This window comes from Candidatus Rickettsia kotlanii, assembly GCA_030295365.1.
In the GTDB taxonomy this organism is placed as follows: Bacteria; Pseudomonadota; Alphaproteobacteria; order Rickettsiales; family Rickettsiaceae; genus Rickettsia; species Rickettsia kotlanii.
This window is the reverse complement of sequence record AP027062.1, coordinates 944914-956611: the sequence shown is the minus strand read 5'-3', so window position 1 is coordinate 956611 and position 11698 is coordinate 944914. Positions and strand designations below refer to the sequence as shown.

Genomic DNA, 11698 nt, shown 5'->3' with positions numbered 1-11698 from the left:
GTTTTTTAGATTCATGCTTTCGCAGGGATGAAATAGAAGAGTGAAAATAACATTACTGCAAATTCTTACGGCTTAATTGCAAAACTTTTTTACTGGATCATGAGCATTATAGTTATAGTAATGCTCGTTATCAGTTTCTTAATGGACAATTTCGTAGAACTTCCTTTAAAATGGCAATTATACGGGATACATGAAGCACCGGTATAGTTGTTTTATCTTTAGTAATAATAAGGCTTTTATAGAAATTCTATAATACTAATGTTTTGCTACCGGAAGATATGCCGAATTGGCAAAAAAGCCGCTAATATTAATATAAATTTGCTATAGCTTTTAATGTTATGAATGCCGATAAGCGGGTTTCTAATGACTATTTTATTAAACCATTATAAAGAGAATGTTGAATGAGTAACCTTATTATAAACTTATTGACATATAATAAATTGTGTTTTATATACAAAGTAAGATTAGATAACTTACTATATTAGTATTATGAGTAAAAGTGCCAGAGTAATAGTCTCATCGAAAGGACAGGTAGTGGTACCTAAATATATAAGAAGGTAAACATAAAGCTAAAAACACGGTCCGGTGGATGTAGATGAAGCTATTAGTATTGCGGTTATCGAAAATGATAAGCATTGACACTAATATCTTAACTTGTACTTTTCTTGAGGATGATGAAATACAAGATAAAGCAGCTCAAAATTTCTTAAAAATAATATCACTAATAAGATTTTTATTGCATCATATGCATTACTTGGGTTTGTATAGGTGTTGAGAGTAAATAAATTTACTCTCCAGGAAATTTATGAAGCAGTAATTAATCTTATTGATTTCCGGCTTTATCATTAGGCATCAAGACATAATAATATCAGCTACTGAGAAATATATTAAAGGTAAAGCGGTTTACCGATTATATGATTATTGCAGAAGGAGAAGTCAATAGTGCTAATAAGTTTATCGCTTTTGATAAAGACATAGTAAGAGAAGTTAAGAATGCATCTTATCCATAAAAATTAATAGCAATTTAAATAAATTATTTAAAATGAATATTCATGAATATCAAGCAAAAGAGATTTTAAGAAAATATGGCGTACCTACTGCCACTGGGCTAGTTGTTACGAAAACTGAAAAGATTAATGAAACCATAGATAAATTAAATACGGAAGTATATGTAGTTAAAGCACAAATACATGCCGGCGGTAGAGGTAAAGCAGGCGGTGTTAAGGTTGTTAAGAGTAAAGAAGAAGCCAAAAAAGTTGCTCATGACATGTTTGGTATTAATTTAGTAACGCATCAAACAGGCCCTCAAGGACAAAAAGTAAACCGTCTTTATATCGAATCAGGTTGTGATATTTTAAAAGAATATTATTTTAGTATAGTATTTGATAGATCGGCTAGCTGTATTACTTTCATAGCTTCTACAGAAGGAGGAGTTGATATTGAAGAAGTAGCAGAAAAAACTCCAGAAAAAATTATTAAATTTTCCGTTGATCCTGCAACCGGCTTACAAGATTTTCATATGCGAGGCATAGCTTATGAGTTAGGCTTTAAGGATAACCAAGCAAAACAGATGAAAGAAATAGTAAAATCAGTCTATAATGCTTTTATTGAAACCGATGCAGCACAAATTGAAATCAACCCATTAATTGTAAATAGCGACGGAAACTTATTAGCGTTAGATGCAAAAGTTACTTTTGACGATAACGGCTTATTTCGGCATCCGAATATTACGGCAATGCGTGATTATGATGAAGAAGATCCTCTAGAAACTAGAGCAGCAAGTGCAGGACTTAGCTATGTAAAAATGGACGGTAATATCGGTTGCATGGTTAACGGTGCCGGTCTTGCCATGGCCACTATGGATATTATTAAACTTTACGGTGCTTCGCCTGCTAATTTCTTGGATGTCGGTGGTGGAGCTGATCGTGAGCGTGTAAAAGAAGCTTTAAAAATAATTTTATCTGATAAAGAAGTACAAGGGATTCTAGTTAATATTTTCGGCGGTATCATGCGTTGTGATATTATAGCAGAAGGGATTATTGCAGCTGCAAAAGACATAGGTATAAAAGTACCGTTAGTAGTTCGTTTAGCCGGTACAAACGTTGAAAAAGGCGAAGAAATTTTATCAAATTCCGGTTTAGAAATAATACCGGCACATGATTTAGCAGATGCGGCAAATAAAATAGTTGAAGCGATACGGTAGATAACCGTCATGAACTATGCAGGGGTTGACCTTGTTGTATGGCTCGAAAACCAGTTCAATGTCATATCGTGGTCAAACCACAGTATCCATAAAAAAATTAAAAAAGGACTGGATCCCACTATCAAGTCGCAGGATGACATCGAAGTAAAATAAAAACAATAAAAATTATTTAACATGGCAATATTAATAAATAAAAAAACACAAGTTATCTGTCAGGGTTTTACTGGTTCACAAGGAACTTTTCACTCTGAACAAGCGATAGCGTACGGCACTAACATGGTTGGCGGTGTTACACCCGGCAAAGGAGGTCATACTCACCTTGATTTACCTGTATATAATACCGTACATGAAGCAAAAGCAAAAACCGGTGCAAATGCAAGCGTTATATATGTTCCGCCTGGCTTTGCTGCTGATTCGATATTAGAAGCAATCGATGCCGGAATTGAATTAGTAGTATGTATAACGGAAGGAATTCCGGTGCTTGATATGGTAAAAGTAAAACGTGCTTTAGTCGGTTCTAAAACTAGATTAATCGGTCCTAACTGTCCTGGAGTTATCACACCGGGTGAATGTAAAATCGGTATTATGCCTGGGTATATTCATAAAAGAGGAACGATAGGTATTGTTTCAAGATCAGGTACTCTAACTTATGAAGCAGTAGCACAGACAACAGCAGTAGGACTTGGACAATCTACGTGTGTCGGTATAGGCGGCGATCCTGTTAACGGCACTAATTTTGTTGATTGTATTGAGATGTTTTTGAAAGATGATAAAACAAAAGCAATTATTATGATCGGTGAAATTGGCGGTAATGCAGAAGAAGATGCGGCTGAGTTTATCAAGCAGTCAAAAATCAAGAAACCTATAGTAAGCTTTATTGCAGGTATTACAGCACCTCCAGGAAAAAGAATGGGACATGCCGGAGCTATTATTGCTGGAGGAACAGGAAGTGCCGAAGATAAGCTTGAAGCTCTACAAAGTGCCGGCGTAACTATCACTAGATCCCCTGCCGATATCGGTAAAACTATGTTAGATTTACTAAATAAAGGCTAAAGTTATTCAAGAGCAATTGCTGTCATTCCTACTAGACCTTGTTGCGTGGAGACTGAAGGTTGTCATTACAAGGAAATTGCGTAAGTAATTGACGAAGCAATTTCAGAGTGCTTGACAAGATTGCCACATCACTTCGCTCCTCACAATGGTGGTTTGGTATCCATGCAATAGTGCTTTCGCGGGGATAACATAAAAAGCATTTACTGGTCTACGCAACAATTCTTAAGAACTCTTATTATCCCTAATTTCTTTAACTATATTTAGTAATTGTGGGAAATCTATTAACCCAGGTATTAATTTTGCATCAATTATATACGCAGGTACTCCTTGAATTCTAAGACTTCTAGCTATTTTCATATTTTGAGTAATTAAATCTTGAATCTCATAGCTATCGGCACTTTCTTCAATTTCTTTAGCATTTAAGCCATTCTCAGTTAATAATTCTTTTATAGATTCCTTAGAAACATCTCTTATTTTTATTAATTCATCATGAACAGCTTTGAATTTACTTGGATTAACCTTATAAACGGCTAAAACTATTCTTGCAAGATATTCGGAAGTATCTCCAAGGACAGGAAGCGGTCGTAATACAACTTTAACTTTTGGATCATTTTGCAATAATTCATTTATAGAAACATCGCCTTTGTTACAATAAGAACAATTGTAATCATAAAAAGCAATTATTGTTACATCACCGTCTTTATTTCCTATAACAGGAAAGCTTGTGCTATCTTCAACACCTAACTTATTATCTTTTAGATAGTTATTAACTTTAGTCTCATTTTCCCGTACTTTACGTTTTTGTAACCCTTCTATTGATTCTATTATTATTTCCGGAGTTTTAAGCAAATAATCTTTGATTATTTCTTGTACTCTTTCCTCTTCACTTTTTCTTGCATCTTTGCTTTGTTTAACCTCAACGGAAACCAAATTTGTAGAATAAGTTTTCATTGTTTTGAAAACAAATAAAACTCCTATCACAACTACAAATATAACCAATATTTTACCTATAATATGCCGCATAAATACCTTTTTTAAAATTTAATATCTTTCTAAAGTCTAAGTAATGCTATATGTCATTCCCGCGTGAGCGGGAATGACATATAACAAGCTATGTAACAAAGCCGGCTTATCATCCGGTATAGCAAAGTCCATTACTTCTGTCTTATTAATCTGCTCTGATCTCTTTTCCAGTCTTTTTCTTTAATTGACTCTCTTTTATCATATAATTTCTTACCTCTAGCAATACCAAGTTCAACTTTCACTTTATTTTTTTTATTAAAATACATAGAAAGAGCTACTAGCGTATAGCCTTTTATTCTAATTCTACCGATAATTTTCTTTATCTCTTTAGTATGCAACAATAATTTACGCGGTCTACGCGTAGCATGATTAAATCTATTCGCTTTTTCATATTCTGCAATATGGCAGTTATACAAAAATACCTCATGTCCGGTATCTGCCGCATGACTTTCTTCTATAGAAGCTTTGCCTTGACGCAGAGACTTTACTTCACTACCCTTTAATACAATACCCGCTTCTAATCTTTCTTCAATAAAATAATTAAAAAGGGCTTTCTTATTTTGTACAATAACTTTCTTATATTCAGTCATATTTTTATAGATAGTGATGTTATGATGTTTTCAATTTGTTTTTTGGCACTATCGCTTGCTTCAGTTAATGGGGGTCTAATTTCATTTTTACATAAACCTAAATAATGTACAGCATATTTTATCGGAATCGGATTAGATTCTACAAATAATGTTGTATATAAAGGTAGTAATTTCTGATGGATTTCTAATGCTCCTTTAGTATCATTCTTATTCCATTTTTCTAATAGCTCTTTACATATATTAGGAACAATATTAGAGGCTACAGAAATCCACCCTACCCCACCTTGAGCATTAAAAGCTAAGACTACTTCATCATTACCAGTTAAAATATTGAAATCCTTTTTAACTGTTGCTCTGATCCGCAATGGACGTTCTAAATCTACACCACAATCTTTTAATGCTAAAATACGCGGTAGCTTGCTAAGTCTCAATATTGTCTCATCAGAAAAATCTACTCCGCTTCTAGTTGGAGCTGAATATAACATAATAGGTAGATTACACGCTTCATGCAATGCTTCAAAATGCTTATAAATCCCGTGTTGGGTAGGTTTGACATAAGATGGTGGACTGGCCATAAAACCATCTACGCCGATTTTTGTAGATTCCGCTGCAAGTGCTCTTGCATAAATAGTATTATTTGATGAACACCCGCTTATTATAGGAATACACTTATTAACGATTTCTACGCTAGTTTGCAGTAATAATTTATATTCTTCAAAGCTTAAACTACTACTTTCTCCCGTTGAGCCTGCAATTAATACTGCATCGACTTCATGCTTTATTTGATGTTTTATAATTCTCTCTAAAGCATATAAGTCTAACTTATTATCTTTAAAAGGTGTTATAAGTGCGGTAATTAAACCTTTAAATATGTTATGCATGATTTTTTTGATTTTAATTGTTTAGCTTATTAAATCGTCATTGCAAGAAGAATTACGTAGTAATTCGACAAAGCAATTTCAGGAGTAGATTGCCACGCAGTCTTTGACTGCTCGCAATAACGACTCGGTATCCAATACGCAGACAATACCTCCGCGCAATGACGTTTCTTCTACTCTCTAACAACACGCCGATACTCTTCTTTCAAACGATCTGCAATTTTATAATCATCAAAAATAATCTTTTTATTGCCAAGATCTATAGAATCAATATTTTGTATCTCAATTGCCGTGCCTGTAACAAAACATCCGATAAAATCCTCTATTTGCTCTAATTTTAAACGCTCTTCTTTTACTTCTAGATCTAAATCTTTTGCAATTTCAATAATAGTCTGTCTTGTTATACCGTTTAAAAACCTATCGGCAATTGGAGTATATAATACTTGATCTTTAACAAAGAAAATATTTGTTGTAGTGCATTCAGCAATATACCCTTCATAATCAAGTAATAATGCATCATCATAGCCAAGAGTCTTAGCTTCTTTTTTACTCGTTATTGCCATATTATATTGAGCGGCAGATTTAGATTGTACTGGGGTGCTATCAGGCATTGCTTTACGCCAGCGGCTTACATGCAAATTTATACCTTTCTCAAAAGACCTCGGCATAGATGGAACACCCGCAATCAAAAGATTAGTAGATAAAGACTGATTAGTAATATTTAGTGACTCGTCTCCACACCAAATAAGCGGTCTTATATATGCATCCTTAATATTATTTTGTTTTATTACAAGTTCATGAGCTTTTATTATCTCGTCTACATTATAAGGTACTTTTAAACCTAATGCTTCTGCTGATTTGATTAATCTCGCCGTATGTTCTTTTAGTTTAAAAACTTTGCCGTTATAAGCTCTCTCACCCTCAAATACCGATCCTGAATAATGCAGGCTATGAGTCAAAACATGAATCCTTGCAAACTGATAAGGAACTAAATCACCGTTAATCCAAATATGCCAAAAAATTTGCTCTGGTTTTATCATTGTCATTAACTTATATTTATATTAAAGTATTGTCAATCGTCATGAACTATACGGCCGTAATTTCTTATGTCATTCCTGCGAAAGCGGGAATCCACTAGTATTTATCCCGTAACTTGATCGCAGGATTTCAGACCCACGACATAAGATCCCGTGGTCAAGCCACGGGATGACAATAGTGAAATACAATTTTTTTAAATTAAACGAGTATAAATGCATACATACAAAGTACATATTTTAATCGTTGATGATGATAACAGAATATTAGCGCTTTTAAAGCAATTTTTAAATAAAAACGCATTTTTAGTCTCAACGGCAAGCTCGGTTATAGAAGCTAAAAATCTATTAAAAACTTCTAATTATGATTTAATTATTTTAGATGTTATGTTACCTGAAATAACAGGGCTTGATTTTGCTACTACTATAAGGGATGCCGGTAATAATATTCCTATAGTTATGCTTACTGCTTTATCGGAAGCCGATGACCGTGTTAAAGGACTTGAAGCTGGTGCCTCTGATTATATAACTAAACCTTTTGAACCGAGAGAATTATTACTTCGGATAAATAACTTAATCAATAATTATAATAACTTTAAAAAAGAAACGAATATAATTAAATTCGGCAATAATTTTTATAATTCCGATACAAAAGAATTTACCAAGAATAATCAAATTGTATCTCTTAGCTCTACTGAACAAAAATTACTTGAGATATTAATAAAAAATTCCGGTAAATCTACTAGTCGTTTTGAACTGTCAAAAATAATGGGAGGGCTTAGTATGCGTTCTATCGATGTACAAATTACAAGAATAAGAAGCAAAATAGAAGATAACCCAAAAGAGCCGAAATATTTAAAAACCGTGCGTAATGAGGGCTATGCACTTTATATCTAAATTATTACAGCATATTTCAAAGAGTTTCAGACAAGATGAATTTAAAAGTGAGCCTACACAGCGTATAAAAATACGTGAGCACAGACGAATCTTAAAAAATTTGCTTGTATCAAGCTCTTTGAAATATGCTTTACCGAGAACATTATTTGTACGGTTTATGTTTATTATAATCATCCCGATTTTAATAGGACAAATCGTTGCTATATTTTTGTTTTACGATCGTCATTGGTATAATGTTTCATATTATACTAGTACTATTATTATCAATGAAATAGAATCATTGATTAAAGAACATAGAAATAATTCAAGAAAGATAACCCATTCATCGGAAAATTATCTTAATTTATCTTATCAGTTTCAGCTTAATAAAAAGTTATCTATAAAACAGCCTAAATTAGGTGAACCTTTAACTATATTTAAAAATATTTTAGCTACAAAAATCCATGAAAAAAATATAGTTAAACTAAATAAGGAAAATAAAATTGAAGTATTTTTAGAATTAAAAGATGGAGTATTATATATTACTTTTCCTGCAAAGTTACTACTTAATCCTACAGTATATATATTTGTTTTATGGATTATATCTTTAACTGTTATATTACTTTCTGTTTCTATTATTTTCTCCAAAAATCAAATTAAATCAATACTCACTCTTGCGGATAGCATGGATAAATTTGGTCGAGGTGTTTTAAAAGGCAACAATTTCAAACCTTCAGGAGCCTTAGAAATAAGAAAAGCAGGGCTTGCTTTTTTAAAAATGAAAGCTCGTATTGAAAAACAAATTACTAAAAAAACCACTATGCTTGCTATGATTTCTCATGACCTTAGAACTCCTTTAACAAGAATGAAGCTACAACTTGAATTGATGGAAGCAAGCGAAGAAAGCGAAGGATTAAAACAAGATATATTAACTATGCAGCAAATGATAAATTCTTATTTAGATTTTGCTAAAGGTGAAAGTACAGAAGAATTTGAAGACATTTTATTATTACCTTGGATGGAACGTTTTTTTAACAAATGGTCACATGTAAATATTGAATTTATAAAATCTACTAATTTAGATAAACTAGAAGTATGCATTAAGCCGAATTCTTTTGAAAGAGCCTTGTCTAATTTAATCGGTAACGCTATAAAATATGGGACTAAAATTAAGATATCCTCAAAAGATAATTCATCTACCGTAGCTATAATTATTGAGGATAACGGTCCCGGCATAGATGATACGGAAACACACCTTGTATTTAAACCGTTTTATAGATCGGATAAAGCAAGACAGCTTGATAATGCAAGTAACGTAGGACTTGGGCTTGCTATTACTAAAGAAATAATAAACGATCATAAAGGCTCTATTTATTTAGAAGATAGCAAGGATTTAGGTGGGCTATCGGTAAGAATCGAAATACCTAAAATATGACTGCCGATTTCATTCCCGTGTAGATACCAAATCGTCATTACGAGGAGAGGCAAAGCCAAGAGCATGACAATCTTAGAAATTTTATATTGTTTTATGAGATTGCTACGCTCCTTGCAGTCGCTCAAAATGACGGAAAAATCGATCCATACAGCAACATCTAAAATATAAAATAATGACTAACATAAAACATTTAGCAATAATAATGGACGGTAATGCTCGTTGGGCAGATCGGCATAACTTAACAAAATCTGAAGGGCATAAAGCAGGAGCCGATAAAATTCGTGAATTACTGCCTGAATTTATTAACCTTAACATACCTTATATAACTTTATATACTTTCTCTTCCGAAAATTGGCAACGCTCAAGCACGGAAGTAGATTTCTTAATAAAATTATTAAGTATTTATTTAAAGACCGAATTAAATAATTTACATAAACACGGCATTAAAATAAAAGTAATAGGTAGGCTTAATTTATTAAGTAGCTCATTGCAAAAACAAATAAATGATGCTATAGAATTAACAAAAAATAATAATAAAATAACGCTTTGTATAGCTTTTAGTTATGGAAGTCGTCAAGAAATAGTTGATGCCTGCACAAAAATTATTACAAGCGGTAAAAAAGCAGTAAGTGACAGCGATATACAACACGCTTTATATGATCCTGAAATGCCGGATGTAGATTTATTAATAAGACCAGGTGGGGTTTATCGCATCAGTAATTTCTTGCTTTGGCAAGCAGCTTATGCTGAATTATATTTCTCACCCAAATATTGGCCTGATTTTAATAAATATGATATACAAGAAGCTATAAATGATTACTCAAAAAGGAAAAGAACATTTGGCAAAAGATAAACAAAAATCAAAAATATATTTAAGAATCCTGTCCGGTATAGTTCTAGTTCCGTTATTTGTCGTAGCTATATTATGGTGTAAGCCTTTATTCTATATTCTAATGATATTAGTAGGTACAGGAATGTTAAGTGAATGGTATAATATGACCTACTCTTCTATTCCTTATCTATTAATCGGACTAATTATTATTCCGATTCCTATAAGCCTATTAATATTTTTAAGTATGGAAGATACCAATAGATGGCTTATTATGCTTTATTTTTGCATAATGTGGTCGGTAGATACTTTTGCTATGGTTGGCGGCAAAACTTTTAAAGGAGCAAAACTTGCTCCGAAACTTAGTCCTAAAAAAACCTGGAGCGGTTTAGTGACGGGAATATTATTAGCAGGTTTAGTTGCGGTATTAGTTAGTTTTATATCAAACTTTCATATTGAAAATTACTATTTTTCAAATAAAATTTATTTGTTTACAATTAGTTGTATATTAGCATTAATAACTCAATTAAGTGATTTATTTATTTCATATTTTAAGCGAAAATTTAATATTAAAGATAGCGGTCATATAATACCCGGTCATGGAGGAGTGCTAGACAGATTTGATAGTATTATTTTAACCGCTCCAATATTATTTCTTATGAAGATATATTTATGATAATACATTTAAATAATCATTCTAAAAAAATAATTTTAAATATCTTCTTAGCTTTACTGCTTGGATATTTTGTTTTTCATTGCATATATGGTAACAAAGGGATTATTGCATATTTAAAAGTAAATAGGCAGCTTGAAAAAGCTTATGATGAACTAAAAGGCTTACGAGCAGAAAGAGTAGAACTTGAGCATAACGTCAAATTACTTCGCACGGAATCTCTAAATAAAGATATGTTAGAAGAACAAGCAAAGAAAGTTTTAGGAGTAGCTGCTCCAAATGAGCAGGTGTTTAATCACCAATAACATAATTTTGTTGTCATCCCACGACTTGATCGCGGGATCCAGTCTTGTTTATTTTATTTTGGATACCATGGTCAAGCCACAGTATGACACAGAACGCATTTTTCGATCCGCACAACAACATTATTGATTAAAAGGAATTAAAAATCATTTATGACTATAAAAATTTATCAAAATGACCTACCTAATAATTTTGAACTCGAAGGAGATCTAGCTATAGATACCGAGACAATGGGGCTAAATCTACATAGAGATAAACTATGTTTGCTACAATTTAGTAACGGCAATGGTGAAGCTCATCTTGTTCATTTTACAAATCAAGATTATACAGCTCCTAATTTAAAAGCATTATTACTAGATAAAACTAGATGCAAAATATTTCATTTTGCTAGATTTGATCTAGCATCCATAAAAAAATATTTAAGTATAGATTTAGAAAATATCTTTTGTACTAAAATATCTTCAAAACTAGTTAGAACTTATACCGATAGTCATGGGCTTAAGGATTTGTGCCGAGAATTGCTTAATATAAATATTTCAAAACAACAACAATCTTCCTATTGGGGTGCAGATAATTTATCTTCAGAACAAAAAGAATATGCAGCAAAAGATGTGCTTTATTTGCATCAGTTAAAAGATATTTTACAACAAATGCTACTTAAAGAAAATAGGTATGAACTTGCCCAAGATGTTTTCCATTTTTTACCGACAAGAGCTAATTTAGACCTTATTGGTTGGAATGAAATCGATATTTTTATGCATTAATTTATTAATACCATTTATTGACTTCAGGTATAAAATC

At 32.2% G+C, this 11698-nt stretch carries 12 protein-coding genes and 2 pseudogenes; 10 read left to right on the top strand and 4 right to left on the bottom strand.

The genetic code is table 11. The features are described 5' to 3' along the window. Positions 1-99: 99 nt before the first annotated feature. The 4 genes and pseudogenes from QUD19_RS05235 to sucD all read left to right on the top strand — a co-directional run bounded on the left by QUD19_RS05235 (position 100) and on the right by sucD (position 3256). A pseudogene (locus QUD19_RS05235) lies at positions 100-316 on the top strand (cytochrome b). A gap of 309 nt (positions 317-625) precedes the next feature. Beyond that, positions 626-1010, top strand: a pseudogene (locus tag QUD19_RS05230) (DNA-binding protein). Between the two features lie 32 nt (positions 1011-1042). Continuing rightward, positions 1043-2203, top strand: a complete 1161-nt coding sequence (gene sucC, locus QUD19_RS05225; RefSeq protein WP_498807782.1) for an ADP-forming succinate--CoA ligase subunit beta — start codon at positions 1043-1045, stop codon at positions 2201-2203. 174 nt (positions 2204-2377) lie between these two features. Then, positions 2378-3256, top strand: a complete 879-nt coding sequence (sucD, locus tag QUD19_RS05220; protein ID WP_498807780.1) for a succinate--CoA ligase subunit alpha — start codon at positions 2378-2380, stop codon at positions 3254-3256. A gap of 222 nt (positions 3257-3478) precedes the next feature. Here sucD and QUD19_RS05215 read toward each other — a convergent pair whose 3' ends face one another. The 4 genes from QUD19_RS05215 to QUD19_RS05200 all read right to left on the bottom strand — a co-directional run bounded on the left by QUD19_RS05215 (position 3479) and on the right by QUD19_RS05200 (position 6793). Beyond that, positions 3479-4279 carry a DsbA family protein gene (locus tag QUD19_RS05215; RefSeq protein ID WP_498807778.1) on the bottom strand — a complete coding sequence of 267 codons (801 nt, stop codon included), beginning with the start codon at positions 4277-4279 and terminating at the stop codon, positions 3479-3481. Between the two features lie 131 nt (positions 4280-4410). Next, complete coding sequence (gene smpB, locus QUD19_RS05210; RefSeq protein ID WP_498807776.1) at positions 4411-4869, bottom strand: SsrA-binding protein SmpB; 459 nt, start codon at positions 4867-4869, stop codon at positions 4411-4413. Next, on the bottom strand, positions 4866-5750 hold the full coding sequence (gene dapA / locus QUD19_RS05205) for a 4-hydroxy-tetrahydrodipicolinate synthase (RefSeq protein WP_498807774.1): 885 nt from the start codon (positions 5748-5750) through the stop codon (positions 4866-4868). The genes smpB and dapA overlap by 4 nt, the downstream gene beginning before the upstream one ends. Positions 5751-5920: 170 nt before the next feature. Continuing rightward, complete coding sequence (locus QUD19_RS05200; RefSeq protein WP_498807772.1) at positions 5921-6793, bottom strand: branched-chain amino acid transaminase; 873 nt, start codon at positions 6791-6793, stop codon at positions 5921-5923. A gap of 204 nt (positions 6794-6997) precedes the next feature. Here QUD19_RS05200 and QUD19_RS05195 point away from each other — a divergent pair, with 204 nt between their 5' ends. The 6 genes from QUD19_RS05195 (at position 6998) to QUD19_RS05170 (ending at position 11661) form a co-directional block, all read left to right on the top strand. Then, positions 6998-7678 (top strand): response regulator transcription factor, encoded by a 681-nt coding sequence (locus QUD19_RS05195; RefSeq protein WP_498807770.1) that lies wholly within the window; start codon positions 6998-7000, stop codon positions 7676-7678. After that, positions 7662-9092, top strand: coding sequence for an ATP-binding protein (locus QUD19_RS05190; RefSeq protein ID WP_498807768.1), 1431 nt, complete (start codon positions 7662-7664; stop codon positions 9090-9092). The genes QUD19_RS05195 and QUD19_RS05190 overlap by 17 nt, the downstream gene beginning before the upstream one ends. A 172-nt stretch (positions 9093-9264) precedes the next feature. Further along, on the top strand, positions 9265-9945 hold the full coding sequence (uppS, locus tag QUD19_RS05185) for a polyprenyl diphosphate synthase (RefSeq protein WP_498807766.1): 681 nt from the start codon (positions 9265-9267) through the stop codon (positions 9943-9945). After that, complete coding sequence (locus QUD19_RS05180) at positions 9905-10597, top strand: phosphatidate cytidylyltransferase (protein ID WP_498807764.1); 693 nt, start codon at positions 9905-9907, stop codon at positions 10595-10597. The genes uppS and QUD19_RS05180 overlap by 41 nt, the downstream gene beginning before the upstream one ends. Beyond that, the gene (locus QUD19_RS05175; protein WP_012150781.1) at positions 10594-10899 is read left to right on the top strand and encodes an FtsB family cell division protein; all 306 of its coding nucleotides are present in this window, start codon (positions 10594-10596) and stop codon (positions 10897-10899) included. The genes QUD19_RS05180 and QUD19_RS05175 overlap by 4 nt, the downstream gene beginning before the upstream one ends. Positions 10900-11049: 150 nt before the next feature. Continuing rightward, entirely contained in the window at positions 11050-11661 is a 612-nt protein-coding gene (locus QUD19_RS05170; RefSeq protein WP_498807761.1) for a ribonuclease D, read from the top strand. Positions 11662-11698: the final 37 nt, after the last annotated feature.

Excerpts from the sequence above, each read along its gene's own strand:
- sucC (WP_498807782.1), top strand. The coding sequence starts at position 1,043 with ATGAATATTCATGAATATCAAGCAAAAGAGATTTTAAGAAAATATGGC.
- sucD (WP_498807780.1), top strand. The coding sequence starts at position 2,378 with ATGGCAATATTAATAAATAAAAAAACACAAGTTATCTGTCAGGGTTTT.
- QUD19_RS05215 (WP_498807778.1), bottom strand. The coding sequence starts at position 4,279 with ATGCGGCATATTATAGGTAAAATATTGGTTATATTTGTAGTTGTGATA.
- smpB (WP_498807776.1), bottom strand. The coding sequence starts at position 4,869 with ATGACTGAATATAAGAAAGTTATTGTACAAAATAAGAAAGCCCTTTTT.
- dapA (WP_498807774.1), bottom strand. The coding sequence starts at position 5,750 with ATGCATAACATATTTAAAGGTTTAATTACCGCACTTATAACACCTTTT.
- QUD19_RS05200 (WP_498807772.1), bottom strand. The coding sequence starts at position 6,793 with ATGACAATGATAAAACCAGAGCAAATTTTTTGGCATATTTGGATTAAC.
- QUD19_RS05195 (WP_498807770.1), top strand. The coding sequence starts at position 6,998 with ATGCATACATACAAAGTACATATTTTAATCGTTGATGATGATAACAGA.
- QUD19_RS05190 (WP_498807768.1), top strand. The coding sequence starts at position 7,662 with ATGCACTTTATATCTAAATTATTACAGCATATTTCAAAGAGTTTCAGA.
- uppS (WP_498807766.1), top strand. The coding sequence starts at position 9,265 with ATGACTAACATAAAACATTTAGCAATAATAATGGACGGTAATGCTCGT.
- QUD19_RS05180 (WP_498807764.1), top strand. The coding sequence starts at position 9,905 with ATGATTACTCAAAAAGGAAAAGAACATTTGGCAAAAGATAAACAAAAA.
- QUD19_RS05175 (WP_012150781.1), top strand. The coding sequence starts at position 10,594 with ATGATAATACATTTAAATAATCATTCTAAAAAAATAATTTTAAATATC.
- QUD19_RS05170 (WP_498807761.1), top strand. The coding sequence starts at position 11,050 with ATGACTATAAAAATTTATCAAAATGACCTACCTAATAATTTTGAACTC.